Genomic DNA, 13,565 nt, shown 5'->3' with positions numbered 1-13,565 from the left:
GGTTTTTTAAGCTCCGTTTTTTTATTCTATGGTCTTGTCGTTAACGGTCCCCGAACGCGGGTCCGGGACTGGTCCGGCGTGCGTAGGGAAGACCCCTGTTCACGGCCTGAGGTCAGAAGGCGCGTGCGCACCTTCTCGCAGATCGCTTCAACAGTAATGCCGAAGCGCTCATACAATGCGTTGGCCGGGGCGGACGTGCCGAAATCATCCATGCCAACAAAAACTCCTTCTTCACCAAGCCAGCGTTCCCAGCCAAAGCTGGAAGCGGCCTCAACCCCCACGCGCAGCCCGGACGTGCCGAGCACGGTCTTGCGGTAGCTGGCGGGCTGTTCGGCAAACAGTTCCCAGCAGGGGATAGAGACTACGGTGGCCCCAATATCCTGTCGGGCCAGATGGTGCGACGCTTTCAGCGCGATGGCAACCTCTGGGCCAGAGGCAATCAGCGTCACCTGCCGGTTGTCTTCCTGCTTCACCACATACCCCCCGCGGGAGGGGGTGCCGAATGCTGGCGGAGGGAGTGGGCCGTACTGGTTTTCATACGGGCAGAGTAGCAACATGGCCGGTCCTTCCTGCCAGTTGAGAGCGGCCTCCCAGCAGGCTGTGGTCTCACACGCATCACACGGGCGGAAAACAGCCAGATGCGGCATGGCGCGCAGGCTGGCCAGCTGTTCCACTGGCTGCCAGCCCCCGCCGCCATCACCCAGCGCCAGCCCGTCACCCGTCAGCAGATACAGCACTTTGCGGCGCATGAGGGCCGCCATGCGCAAGGCGGAACGCATGCGATCCACCGTCATCATGCTCGCGGCACAGATGGGAAGCAGGCCGCCGTGCAAGGCAATACCGTTGAGCATACCAGCCATGCCATGATCCTGAATGCCGCAGGACTGCTCCGCCGGCAGCAGGCGCGTGCGGGCCCTGAATGTGGCAGGCAGAGCGACCGGTGCTGCCAGATCCAGCCGATAGGCGGATGACGCCGTCAGGCAGACCAGTTCAGGCAGAATTTCGGACAGGGCGCGGAGTCCGGCAAAACCTGCATCCTGCGTGGCGTGCCCCGTTGCGGCGCCCATTTGCCAGCGGCAGGCGCGCTGCCAATCCTCATCAAACAGGGCGGGGCGCTGGCCCTGTATCTCCCGCTCAAAGGCATTGCGCAGGCGGTGGCGGGCAAAGCGGCGCAACCAGGAGCGCCGGGTAGTCGCCCCGCGTCGGGCGGTGGGACTCCATGGGCCGGTCAGCTCTTCTTCCGGCGGGAGTTGGGGGCCGGGCAGAACCTCAGGCGCACTGGAGGGCAGGCAGGCAATCAGGGTTGGTTTGCGGGCCCGGAGCGTGGCCGCAAGAGCGGAGCTGATGGCCGCAGCACTGCCTGCGTCCACCCGGCGCACCGTCCAGCCAGAGGCGCTGAAGCGGGCGAGCGAATCGGCAAAGTCCCCGTTATCCGGGCCTGCGGGCGGGGAGACAAGAACGGCCAGCCTGTCCAGCCCAAAGCGCCCGGCCAGTTGCGCGGCCTCCATGGCCACGCCGGTTGCAAGGTCCGTATCCTGCGCCAGCACCCATGTGCGGTGGTTAACCAGTGAGCGGCCAAAGCGGCGGGCAAGCGTCTGTTCTGCAAAGGCCATGCCCACGGCTGCGGCAACGCCCTGCCCGGCCAGACCCGGAGCAACTTCCACCGCAGGGTGACGGCCATATTCCAGGGGAATGTTATTCGCTGTGGGGGAGCCTGTCAGGCGCAGCATGGCGCGCAGCAGGGGCAGCATGGTGGTGGAGGGCACCACAAACCGGTCCCGGTCTGGCCAGTTGGGGGCGCTGGGGTCAAACCGCAGCACACGGCACCAGAGTGCTGTCACCGGCAGGCACATTCTGTTTAGCAGTGTGCGGGCGTGCGGTGGGAGGGGCTCGTCATTCAGCAGCAGACGTGCGGCGCGGCTCATTCTGGCCACGGCACTTTGCTGGGCGGAGAGGGTGGCCTCTTCCCGCAGTTCGGTCGGGTCTGTCGAAGGGACTGCTGCCATTCGCCTGCCTTCCGTGATGGGCCTGCCCTTGCGGCAGGTCTTCATCCTCGTGCCCTGCTCAATAAAGGCGGGTGGAGGTGAGAGCAAGTTTTGAGGGCCTTACGAAGCGCTTAACCTTGCGTCTGCCGTAAAGGAGCGCGAAAGAGGATGGCAAGAGTCGCCTCATCCTGTTTGACCCGGAGATCTGCCCGTTATGCTGTCTGTTTCCCGCTTTATAGAAAAGGGGCCGTTTTTCCGGGTGGCGTTTGTGGCCAGTGTTGCGCTGTGCCTGAGTGGCTGCAAGCTGGTTGACCAGAAAACCTTCAATGCCCGGGCAGGCAAACCGCCCGTGCCTTATATTCCGCCGCCGCCGCCCGGCCCGCCGCCAGTGCCGCCGTTGATTGAGCTTGTGGCGGGCACCTCCCCGGCTGAATGGAGCGGGCCGGTTGCGCAGATTGTGCACAAGGCGCTGGCCAGCAAGCCGGATATTCTGTTTGTGGTGCAGTGTCTGGTGCCGCCGGGTACGGATTCCGAGACAGATCAGCAGGCTCTGGTGCAGCTGGTACAGGGGGATGGACAGGCCGTGACGCAGGCTATCATCAAGGATGGAGCCTCCCCGGCACAGGTGGAAATGGCCGCTATGCCGGATTCGACCGTGACGAACTCAGTCATCAGAGTGTATGTGAAGTAACTCTAACAAGTTTATGTGAAGACCGGCCAGACGGCCGACGGGCCCTGTGCCGAGCCCCGACCGTTTCTGACGACGCGAGGAGAGTAGAAGCGTGGGATCAATCAAAAACGCCCGGCATCCGTTTTATGAGCACTGTCACACGGCGTTGAATGATATCAGACAGCAGGGGCGTTACCGCACATTTACCCCGCTGGCACGTCTTGCAGACCGTTTCCCTCTGTATGAGGAAGAACTGCCTGCCCTGCCGGAAGGCCGGGAAGTGATTGTCTGGTCCACCAATGACTATCTGGGCATGGGTGTTGTACCGGAAGTGCAGGAAGCCGCGATTGCCGCCATCCGTGAGCATGGTGCTGGGGCCGGTGGCACCCGCAATATTGCCGGAACCAGCCCGCTGCATACAGCACTGGAAGCTGAAGTCGCTGCGCTGCACGGTAAGGAAGCCGGGCTTCTGTTCGTCTCTGGATATGTGTCCAATCAGGCCAGCCTGCAGACCATTCTGACCTCCATGCCCGGCTGGATCTGCTTTTCAGACCGCCTGAACCATGCCTCCATGATTGCGGGCATCAAGGGCGCACGTGGCTCCCAGACGGTTATTTTCGAGCATAATGATCTGGCGGACCTTGAGGCCAAACTGGCCGCGGCCCCGGTTGATGCGCCCAAGCTGATTGCGTTTGAGAGCGTCTATTCCATGGACGGCGATATTTCCGACATTGCCGGGATCTGCGCCCTCGCCCGTAAATATAATGCCCTGACCTATCTGGATGAGGTGCATGCGGTCGGCCTGTATGGTGAGGAAGGCGGCGGGATCTCCCAGCGTGATGGCGTGGCCGATCAGGTCGATATTATTGAAGGCACACTTGCCAAAGGCTTTGGCGTGCATGGCGGCTACATCACGGCTACAGCCGAGATTGTTGATTTCCTGCGCTCCACGGCGTCCGGCTTCATCTTCACCACGGCTCTGCCGCCGCCGGTTGTGGGCGCTGCGCTGACCAGTGTGCGCAAGGTGCGGGCTGAAAACTGGCGTCGTGAGAAAATGTTCGAGCGGGTGAATACCTTCCGCGCCCGCCTGCGGGCTGCCGGGGTACCGTTTACCATGACGCCCAGCCACATTGTGCCCATTCCGGTTGGGGATGCGGAACGCTGCAAGCGCATCAGCCGCCGCCTGCTGGTAGAATATGGGCAGTATGCCACGCCCATCAATTATCCCACCGTGCCGCAGGGCACGGAGCGCCTGCGGCTGACGCCGGGGCCGTTCCATACGGATGAGATGATGGATGAAATGGTGCGCGCTCTGGCGCATCTGCTGCGGGAAGAAGGCGTGATGCCTGCCCGCCAGACCGAAGACGCGGCCTGAAAAAACGGATCTCTCAGCCCCTCCCCGGTTCAGGCAACCGGGGAGGGGCCGGAGGGGTCAGTGCGCTTTGCGCAGTCGGTCGAGGGCCGCTTTCAGGTCACTCTCTGACGCAGCACCGGGAATAATTTCACGTTCGCCAATAATGAAGGTCGGCGTCCCTTCCAGATCAATGGCCTTTGCCAGCTCAAGATTCTTGCTCAGTGCGGCTGTGACAGCCGGGCTCTTCATGTCTTTCAGCAGCCGGTCCGCATCCAGCCCGACATTTTGTGCAAGACGACGAATGCGATCCAGAGACGGCGCTGAGGAATCGGTCATCAGCGCTTTCTGGAACGGGATATATTTGCCCTGAAGGCCAGCCGCCATAATGGCTTCAGCATCAATCACGCTGTTCGGCCCCAGAACCGGGATGACCTTTTCAACCAGCCGGAGGTCGGGTTCTGAGCCAATCAGGTGGTCCACATCGCCCAGCACCTTGCGGCAATATTGGCAACGGGGGTCATAAAACTCGACCACTTCCAGCTTGCCGTTTTTATTGCCCAGCACAACGTCCGTCGTGCTTTGTCCATACTGCGCCTTGTTGCGGCGCACCGTCTCCAGCGCGGAGGACGCTTTTCTGGCGGACGCCTGCGCCTGCAGGGAGGAGATGGCGTCAGACAGAATGGTAGGGTCTGTCTTCAGCGCATTGCGCACGATTTCAACAATTTCCGCCCGTTGTGCGGGGCTGAAACTGCCGTCCGCAGCATGGGCGGAGACCGCCCCGCCGCAGAGCAGGAGGAGGCTTGCGGCTCCGGCCAGAGCGGCGCGCCTGAAAGAAAAGGTTATCAGCTTTTTCATCGTGCCTTTATGTCTAAAGCAGAACCGTTGGGATGGAAATGGCGCGCGCGTGTTGCTGCCTGCCCGGAAGAGCGGTAATTCAGAGTAGATATTCAGACGCCCGGTATGCGGGCAGACCAGCGAAATGGAGACATCAAGGCGTGCCCGAGCATTTCATGAAGACCTGTTCAGCCCGGCTTGCGCCGTTATTTTCAGGTCCTGCCCGGATGGCAGCTCTGCTGATGGCCTGTTCACTGACTGCCTGTGGCAGCGAGCAGGGTCGCCCTGCCCAGCCTGCTGTAACAGGGTTTGTGGGTGAGGTTGTGGCGGACGAACCGCAGGCTGCGCTGGTCGCGCGTGATGTGCTGGCGCAGGGCGGTAACGCGGCAGATGCCGCGGCGGCTCTGGGGCTGGCACTCTCCGTCACCCTGCCGTCCCGTGCGTCTCTTGGGTCTGGCGGGGCCTGTCTGGCCTGGCGTCCGGGTGATGCGCAGGGGCAGGCCTTCCTCTTCCTGCCGCATGCCGGGCAGACCGATGCGCAGTCTGACCGCCCTGCCGCCGTGCCCATGCTGGCCCGTGGCCTGTATCTGATGCAGATGCGTTATGGCCGTGTCGATTTTGCGGACATCATTGTCCCGGCCCGCAATCTGGCGACCGATGGCGTTCCGGTTGGTGGCCTTCTGGCGTCCGATCTGGCCGCCGTGCAGGCTCCCCTGCTGGCGGACGAAAAAACCCGTGCCATTTTTGCCAATAGTAATGGCACCGTGCTGGCTGCGAATGACCTGATGGTGCAGCCCCGTCTGGCGGGTGCGCTGGAGCGTTTGCGTATTGCCGGTGTGGGCGATCTTTATAATGGTTCACTGGCGCAGAGCTTTACGCAGGCGTCTCAGGCTGCGGGTGCTGGCCTGACAACGGCAGACATGCGCGGCAGTCTGGCTGTGGCGGAACAGCCGCTGACGGTGCGTTCGAGTGGGCTGGATATCAGCTTCCTGCCGCCGCCGGCGGATGGTGGTCTGGGCACGGCTGCAGCCTATCTCTCCATGGATGACCATGGTCATGCCAGCGCACGCGGGGAGGCGGTTGTTTCTGGCTGGCGTAACCGGCAGTCCGGCAAGGGCGCTGCCGTGAGCGTTGCGGATGCGGAGGCTCTGCTGAAGAGCGGGCATCTCCCGTCCGGGTCTGCTCTGCCGCCCCTGCCCGCCTCCACCTCCTTTGTGGTGACGGACCGCACGGGTGAGACGGTGAGCTGTGGTCTGACCATGAACAACCTGTTCGGCACCGGCCGTGTGGCGGGTTCCACCGGCATTGTGCTGGCGGCGTCTCCCGTTCGGCGTCCCCTGCCCTTGCTGACGGCGGCTATTGCGCATCAGGGCACCACGCAGTTCCGGGCCGCAGCGACGGCTTCCGGCCAGAATGTGGCGGCGGATACGGCTGCTGTTGCACTGCGGGCGGCTGTTGCTGGCCAGCGCCCGACGGTTACACAGGGTGTGGGGCGCGCCAACTTCGTCTCCTGCCCGGGGGGACTACCGGGAGATTCCGGAAAATGCTTCGGCTGGACCGATCCGCGCGGGTCTGGTCTTGCGGTCTCGTCCGGCCATACCAAATAAGGTCTGTCGCGTTGGCGGCAGGAGGCAAGGCGGCTTCGGGCCGCCTGTTTCCGGCTTGAAATGTTCTCGTTTTGTTTCTATAAGAACAAGCAGAAATCAAATTTTTAAGGTGCCTGAGCGGACTCTGGGGCTTGATGCCAGTCATTGCCCGGCGCGCGGCTTTTATGGCACGTCTTGAAACAGTGCAGCACTCCCGGCCTCAGTCGAGGGCCACAGGAAAGGTGAATGATGGATAAGGCAAAAGCTCTTGAAGGCGCGCTCGGGCAGATTGAACGGGCTTTTGGGAAAGGTTCTGTCATGCGGCTGGGGCAGCGCCCGAAGGAACAGGCAGATGTCGTTCCTTCCGGGTCTCTTGGGCTGGATATTGCTCTGGGGATTGGCGGCCTGCCGCGTGGCCGTGTGGTTGAAATTTACGGGCCTGAAAGCTCCGGTAAAACCACGCTGGCCCTGCACGCCATTGCAGAAGCCCAGAAGCGGGGCGGCACCTGTGCGTTTATTGACGCCGAGCATGCTCTGGACCCCGGTTACGCCAAGAAGCTGGGCGTGGATATTGATAATCTGCTGATTAGCCAGCCCGATGCGGGTGAGCAGGCTCTGGAAATTGCCGACACACTGGTGCGCTCTGGCGCGATTGATGTGTTGGTGGTGGATAGTGTGGCCGCGCTGGTGCCGCGTGCGGAACTGGAAGGCGATATGGGTGATAGCCATGTCGGCCTGCATGCCCGTCTGATGAGCCAGGCGCTGCGTAAGCTGACCGGCTCCGTTGCGCGCTCCAACACCATGATGATCTTCCTTAACCAGATCCGTCTGAAGATCGGCGTGATGTTCGGTAATCCGGAAACCACGACGGGCGGCAACGCGCTGAAGTTCTATGCCTCTGTCCGTCTGGATATCCGCCGCATCGGGTCCATCAAGGACAAGGATGAGGTGGTGGGCAACCAGACGCGTGTGAAGGTGGTCAAGAACAAGATGGCCCCGCCGTTCCGTCAGGTTGAGTTCGACATCATGTATGGCGAAGGCATCAGTAAGGTCGGGGAACTGATCGATCTGGGTGTGAAGGCCGGTGTGGTGGAGAAATCCGGCGCGTGGTTCTCATACGACAGCCAGCGGATTGGTCAGGGGCGTGAAAACTCCAAGCAGTTCCTGCGTGACCACCCGGAAATGGCGGCCGAGATTGAACGCAAGGTGCGTGAGCATTCCGGTATTGTGGCGGAAGCCATGATGCTGGCTCCCGAACACCACACAGAAGACTAAGACTTACTCCCGGCCTGATACGGGGCGGGAGAGAAAGCTGGCTTCGGGATCGTACGAAGCCAGCACCGCTTTTTCAGCCTCTGAAATTTTTTCCGGCTTAAAGCCCTGCCGCAGCCAGAAGGCGCGGGCCGGGCCGGTTGCCGTCAGGCTCAGTACAGGCAAACAGGCAGCGCGGGCGGCCTTCTCGGCCAACGCAATGGCGTCTTTGGCCCTCCCTTGCCCTCTTACCGTTTCATCCAGCGCAAGATCATGCAGATACCAGCTGTCCGGCCGGGCAGGCAGCCTGCCCAGAAGGCAGTTCAGGCGTGGGGAAAGATGCCCCGCCCACGGATGGCTGATCAGATAGCCATGAATCCCACGCGCATTGGTCAGCACAAAGCAGCCCTCGGGTGCTAAGGCCAGCCGTTCTCTGAAAATGTCGTCATCTTCCGGATAATCGGGATGAATGCGTGCCGCCAGTGCAATAGTGGCAGCAAGATCGTCTGGCCTCATGGATCGCCAGATGGTATCTGCGTTGGAGTATGTCATGAGAACATCGCCGGGGCGTGGCCCTTGGTAAGAAGAGACATGATGTTTCATGATATCACGCATAAAATGACAACGCGAACGCGGGCAGGCGAATGACAGAGCGGCTAAGACTGACCTTGCGGGTGGATGCAGATAACAAGCCTGCCCTCGGGCATGGGAAAATTCGCCTGCTTGAGCAACTGGCAGAAACAGGGTCCATTTCTGCAGCAGGACGCGCCATGGGGATGTCCTACCGCCGGACATGGCTGCTGGTGGATAGCCTGAATCAGTTGTTCCGGGAGCCTCTGGTCGTTACGCGTCCCGGCGGCGGCGGTGGTGCTTTTCTGACGGCCGAAGGCGAGGCCGTGGTGCGCTGCTATCGGGAGATCGAAAAAGAGGCAGCGCAGGCTGCGGCGGAGCAACTGGCAGAACTTGAAAAACTCTTAACACCACAAGTCGGGTAATGCCCTTAAAAAGCCGTATCGCACGGCAATTTTGTCATTAAAGAAATTTTTAGCCCTTAACTTATAGGGAATTCGGGAGTCTGGAGTGTCTTCATCTGTACAGCGACGAGACTTAATGCGGATTGGCGCGGGGGCGACACTCGCTACTCTGGCCGGGGGCGTTGTTGCCCGTCAGGCCAGAGCAGAAGGGCTTGAAGGGGCAACGGGGACATTTGACGATATGACGGTCCGGCAAATTGCCCGCCGTCTGGCCAGTGCCCCGTATCATGGTCCGTCGCAGACCTTGCCCAAGGCGCTGGATAATCTCAATTTTGACCAGTTCCGCAGTATTGCCTACCGGGAAGATAAAACCCTGTGGCATGACGACAGTCTGGCTTTTGATGTCGCGTTTTTCCCGCGCGGGTTCCTCTACCGCCCCCGGATTGATATTTTTGAAATTAAGGACGGTAAGTCTGAAGCCGTTCCCTATTCTCCGGATCTGTTCACCTATGGTGACCCCTCTCTGAGGGTGGATGATAACCTCGGCTTTGCCGGGCTGCGGTTGCGCACGCCCATCAACACGCCGGGCGTGATGGAAGAATTCTGCGTCTTTCTGGGCGCATCCTATTTCCGCGCAGTCGCCAAAGGGCAGAGCTATGGCCTCTCCGCCCGCGGCTTTGCGGACGGCACAGGGGACCCGAAGGGCGAGGAATTCGCACTCTTCCGCGCCTTCTGGCTGGAAAAACCGCAGCCGGGTGTGAAGGCCGTTGTGGTGCATGCCCTGCTGGACAGCCCCTCCGTAGCCGGGGCCTTCCGCTTTACCATCCGCCCGGGTGATGCGACGGTGTTTGACGTGCAGTCCACCATTTACCCGCGCACCAAAATTGAACAGTCCGGTATCGCGCCGTTGACGGGCATGTTCTATTTTGACGCCAATGACCGCACCCATGTGGATGACTGGCGTCCGGCGGCTCATGATAGTGAAGCCCTGCAGATGTGGACGGGGGCCGGGCAGGAACTGTTCCGCCCGCTGCGTAACCCGCTCGATTTGCAGTTCTCGGCGTTTTCAGATGATTCCCCGCGTGGTTTCGGCCTGATGCAGCGCCGCCGGAACTTCCATGATTTTGAAGATCTGGCGCTGAATTATGAAAAACGTCCGTCCCTGTGGATCGAACCCATTGGGGACTGGGGTCAGGGCTGGGTGGATCTGGTGGAAATCCCGACCCCGAATGAAGTGAATGACAACATCGTTTCCTTCTGGCGGCCCAAGACCCCGCTCGAGGCCGGGAAGGAATACAGCTTTACCTACCGGATGTACTGGGGGTGGGATGCCCCCTTCCCCACGCCGTTGGCGCGCGTAGGGGCCACCCGTGTTGGCTCCGTGGTGGATGATAAAAACGCCCGCTTCTTTGCTATCGATTTCATGGGTGTGCCGTTTGAACGGCTGCCGAAGGACACGAAGTTCCATCTGGAACCGCAGTCTTCTGGCGGTAAGATCCGGAATGTGGTGGTCGAGCCGAACCCGAATATCAATGGCTGGCGCACAACCTTTGAATTCGTCCCAGGTGATGAAAAGGTCGTGGAACTCCGGTGTGTTCTGGCAGCGGATAGCGGCCCGGTCTCAGAAGAATGGGTATACCGTTGGACGCCGTAATGACGCAGCCTGAACAAAACACTCTGCCGTTTCAGGCTCTTCCGCCAGAAGCCCCTCTGGCCATGCCCGTGCAGGACCTGCATGCCGCGCCGGATATGGAGGGACGGGGCAGAACGCCCTCAACTTCTCCGGCAACCATCGGGCTGCGGCGGTTTCTGGTTCTCGGCTCCGCGCTGGCGCTGACCGCTTTTGGCGCATGGCGTACGCATAAAGTGCTGGATGCTAACGGCACCTCCATCCTCGGGGTGGTGATGCTGGTGCTGTTTGTCGCCCTGTTCCTGTGGATTGCACTGGCCTTCACTTCGTCACTGGCCGGGTTTGTCTCGCTGATTACACGGGGTGGTCTGGGTCTGGGGATTACGCGGTCAGGCCCGCTCCCTACCCTGCACTCGCGCACAGCGCTTCTGCTGCCCACGTACAATGAACCCCCGCACCGCGTGATGGCGGGGCTGAAAGCCATTTATACCAGCCTGTGTGAAACAGGGCAGGTCGATGCGTTTGATGTGTTCATTCTCTCCGACACAACCAACCCGGATGTGTGGGTGGAGGAGGAAGCGGCTTTTCTTGCCCTGCGTGCGCAGACGGGTGGCGAAAACCGGATCTTCTATCGCCGTCGCCATAACAATGTGGAACGCAAGGCTGGGAATGTCGGGGAATGGGTGCGTCGCTTTGGCGGCGCCTATGACCAGATGGTGACGCTGGATGCGGACTCCGTGATGTCCGGCGAGACACTGGTGCGGATGGCCGGCGCCATGGAGCGTAACCCGGGCGTGGGGCTGATCCAGACCCTGCCGGTGATTGTTGGCGGCACCACCCTGTTTGCCCGCCTGCAGCAGTTTGCTGGCCGTGTCTATGGGCCGGTGATTGCGCATGGCATTGCCTGGTGGCACGGGTCTGAAGGCAATTACTGGGGCCATAACGCCATTATCCGCACCGAGGCTTTTGCCGGACAGGCTGGCCTGCCGCATGTGCCGGGGCGCAAGCCGTTTGGCGGCCATATTCTGAGCCATGACTTTGTGGAAGCGGCCCTCATGCGTCGCGGTGGCTGGGCCATTCACATGGTGCCGGGGCTTGATGGATCGTACGAAGAAAGCCCACCGTCTCTGACGGATGTGGCTATTCGTGACCGGCGCTGGTGTCAGGGCAACTTGCAGCATGTCAAAGTGCTGCCCACCAAAAAACTGCACTGGATCAGCCGGATGCATATGGTGGTGGGTATTGGGGCCTACGTCACCTCCCCGCTCTGGCTGGTCTTCCTGCTGACGGGGATTTTGATCTCTCTGCAGGCGCATTTTGAACATCCCGAATATTTCGGGGATACAAAACTGCTTTACCCGCACTGGCCGCATGTGGACCCGGTGCAGGCAAAATACGTGTTTATCGGCACCATGGCCATTCTGCTGGCCCCCAAGCTGCTAGCCTACATTGCCCTGATGTTTGACCGCGCAACCTGCAAAGGCTGCGGTGGTGCAATCCGTGCTGCTGGCTCCGTGCTGGTGGAAACGCTGATTGGTGGCCTGATTGCCCCGATCGCTATGCTGATCCAGACGTCTGGTGTGCTGTCCATCCTGTCCGGGCATGATTCCGGCTGGAACACGCAGAAGCGTGATGATGGTGGTGTGCCTTTTGGCGTTGTTGTCAGACAATACGCCAAGTTTACCATTTTTGGTTTGCTGCTGGGGGCCGGGGCGTGGGTTGTCTCACCATCCCTGTTCTTCTGGATGACGCCTGTGCTGCTCGGGCTGGTCTTTTCCATTCCGCTGGTCGTGATGACCAGCAGCCGGGATGTAGGGCAAAGCTTTAAAAAAGCTGGTCTGCTTCTGGTGCCGGAAGAAACGCATCCGCCGGATGTTCTGCTAAAGACCGAGCGGGCTGTGGAGGAGGATCACGGTCCTTCCCTGCCTCATGACGCCTTGCGCGCTCTGCGGGCAGATGCTGGCCTGTTGCAGGCCCATGCCGCCATGCTCCCGGCAGCCCGCAAGCCGGGTGATCCGATTAACCCGGATCAGCTGGTGGGGCTGCTGAAAGTCTCGGAAGCACCGAGCCTCTCGGTTCTGGAAGGGCAGCTCACAACCAAGGAAAAAGCTGCTGTTCTGGGCTGTGCAGAAGGTGTGGCTGCGATAAGCCGCCTGCCAGCCTGAGTATTTTCAAAGGGTTTTTGAAAAATCCCTGAAAATGTGCTGTTTATAAAAAAAGGGAAGAAGATCGGATATCCCGGCCTTCTTCCCTTTTTTGTTGTGCTGGCCGCAGTCGCGTCAGGCGTTGGCGGCGTCCAGTTCTGCGCGGTCTTCTGCGGACAGCTCTAGCTGGACAGCTTTTGCAAAACTCTCGATATGTTCACGCCGGGTTGCGCTGGCGATGGGGGCTGTGACCCCTTCCCGCCCAATCAGCCAGGCCAGAGCTACTTCGGCCTGTTTGGCATCATGCCGCGCGGCAACAGCATCAAGAGCTGCCAGAATTTTCAGGCCACGCGGGTTGAGGTATTTGCCAACACCAGCACCGCGTGCACTCTGGGAAAGATCATCCTGCGTGCGGTATTTTCCAGACAGGAAGCCTGAGGCAAGGCTGTAATAGGGCACAACCCCCAGTTTCTCTTTGATGCACAGATCCCGCAGCGCGCCATCATAGGAACTGCGGTCATACAGGTTATATTCGGGCTGAATCACCTCATAGCGCGGCAGGTTGTGGGTTTTGGCCACATCCAGTGCTGAGCTGAGTTGGCTGGCGTCCAGATTGGATGCGCCGATGGCGCGGATTTTTCCGGCTTTCAAAAGCTTATCAAAAGCGCCGAGGGTTTCTTCATAGGGTGTTTCCGGGTCAGCCCGATGAGAGAAGTAGAGATCAATCCGCTCAACGCCCAGACGTTTGAGTGAGCGTTCCGCCGCTTCCATAATCCAGCGTTCGGAAAGCCCTTTTTCGCCCGGCTTTTCTAGGTCCCAGCCTACTTTTGTGAAAATGAAAACCTGATCCCGCTTGCCCGGATTGGCCTTGAGCCAGTTGCCAATAATGGTTTCAGACTCGCCGCCCTCATTCCCCGGTGCCCAGACGGAATACACGTCGGCCGTGTCGATGGCGTTAAATCCATGGTCAACAAACGCATCCAGAATGCTGAAGCTGGTTTTTTCATCAAGGGTCCAGCCAAACACATTGCCACCAAAAACAATGGGGGCAATCTGGAAGCCGGTGGTGCCGAGGGGGCGAAGATCCATGATTCAGTCTCTCTTTGTTTGTTTCATGTGTTTGGCTGCCTGCATAAC

General features: G+C 60.4%; 11 protein-coding genes. 7 read left to right on the top strand and 4 right to left on the bottom strand.

Annotated elements, in window-relative coordinates:
- Positions 1-26: 26 nt before the first annotated feature.
- The gene (locus tag AD930_RS05385; protein ID WP_061505452.1) at positions 27-2,006 is read right to left on the bottom strand and encodes a transketolase-like TK C-terminal-containing protein; all 1,980 of its coding nucleotides are present in this window, start codon (positions 2,004-2,006) and stop codon (positions 27-29) included.
- A 193-nt stretch (positions 2,007-2,199) separates the two neighbouring features.
- Between AD930_RS05385 and AD930_RS05380 the strand changes: the two genes are divergently transcribed.
- Both AD930_RS05380 and hemA read left to right on the top strand, forming a co-directional pair.
- Positions 2,200-2,676: a hypothetical protein gene (locus tag AD930_RS05380; protein ID WP_061491875.1), complete on the top strand. Its 477-nt coding sequence runs from the start codon at positions 2,200-2,202 to the stop codon at positions 2,674-2,676.
- Positions 2,677-2,767: 91 nt separating this feature from the next.
- Positions 2,768-4,030 carry a 5-aminolevulinate synthase gene (gene hemA / locus AD930_RS05375; RefSeq protein WP_043550407.1) on the top strand — a complete coding sequence of 421 codons (1,263 nt, stop codon included), beginning with the start codon at positions 2,768-2,770 and terminating at the stop codon, positions 4,028-4,030.
- 57 nt (positions 4,031-4,087) lie between these two features.
- Here the strand turns inward: hemA and AD930_RS05370 are convergent, their stop codons facing one another.
- Complete coding sequence (locus AD930_RS05370; RefSeq protein WP_082781718.1) at positions 4,088-4,864, bottom strand: DsbA family protein; 777 nt, start codon at positions 4,862-4,864, stop codon at positions 4,088-4,090.
- 206 nt (positions 4,865-5,070) lie between these two features.
- On the opposite strand from AD930_RS05370, the gene AD930_RS05365 reads away from it, so the two are divergent.
- Together AD930_RS05365 and recA are read left to right on the top strand one after the other, a co-directional pair.
- Positions 5,071-6,450 carry a gamma-glutamyltransferase gene (locus AD930_RS05365; protein ID WP_244150502.1) on the top strand — a complete coding sequence of 460 codons (1,380 nt, stop codon included), beginning with the start codon at positions 5,071-5,073 and terminating at the stop codon, positions 6,448-6,450.
- Positions 6,451-6,678: 228 nt separating this feature from the next.
- Positions 6,679-7,704: a recombinase RecA gene (gene recA / locus AD930_RS05360; RefSeq protein WP_231558193.1), complete on the top strand. Its 1,026-nt coding sequence runs from the start codon at positions 6,679-6,681 to the stop codon at positions 7,702-7,704.
- A gap of 3 nt (positions 7,705-7,707) precedes the next feature.
- Here recA and AD930_RS05355 read toward each other — a convergent pair whose 3' ends face one another.
- Complete coding sequence (locus AD930_RS05355) at positions 7,708-8,232, bottom strand: GNAT family N-acetyltransferase (protein ID WP_061505450.1); 525 nt, start codon at positions 8,230-8,232, stop codon at positions 7,708-7,710.
- A gap of 92 nt (positions 8,233-8,324) precedes the next feature.
- Here AD930_RS05355 and AD930_RS05350 point away from each other — a divergent pair, with 92 nt between their 5' ends.
- The 3 genes from AD930_RS05350 (at position 8,325) to mdoH (ending at position 12,449) form a co-directional block, all read left to right on the top strand.
- On the top strand, positions 8,325-8,675 hold the full coding sequence (locus tag AD930_RS05350; RefSeq protein ID WP_043550411.1) for a winged helix-turn-helix domain-containing protein: 351 nt from the start codon (positions 8,325-8,327) through the stop codon (positions 8,673-8,675).
- 85 nt (positions 8,676-8,760) lie between these two features.
- The gene (locus tag AD930_RS05345; RefSeq protein WP_197056210.1) at positions 8,761-10,308 is read left to right on the top strand and encodes a glucan biosynthesis protein; all 1,548 of its coding nucleotides are present in this window, start codon (positions 8,761-8,763) and stop codon (positions 10,306-10,308) included.
- The gene (gene mdoH / locus AD930_RS05340) at positions 10,284-12,449 is read left to right on the top strand and encodes a glucans biosynthesis glucosyltransferase MdoH (RefSeq protein WP_061505400.1); all 2,166 of its coding nucleotides are present in this window, start codon (positions 10,284-10,286) and stop codon (positions 12,447-12,449) included. Before AD930_RS05345 ends, mdoH begins: the two co-directional genes overlap by 25 nt.
- A 114-nt stretch (positions 12,450-12,563) precedes the next feature.
- Here the strand turns inward: mdoH and AD930_RS05335 are convergent, their stop codons facing one another.
- On the bottom strand, positions 12,564-13,517 hold the full coding sequence (locus AD930_RS05335; RefSeq protein WP_061505399.1) for an aldo/keto reductase: 954 nt from the start codon (positions 13,515-13,517) through the stop codon (positions 12,564-12,566).
- Positions 13,518-13,565 lie beyond the last annotated feature (48 nt).

It is taken from the genome of Acetobacter malorum, from assembly GCF_001580615.1.
Lineage (GTDB): Bacteria > Pseudomonadota > Alphaproteobacteria > Acetobacterales > Acetobacteraceae > Acetobacter > Acetobacter malorum.
Note: the sequence above shows the minus strand (reverse complement) of the source record. Positions and strands in the feature narration are given on the sequence as shown.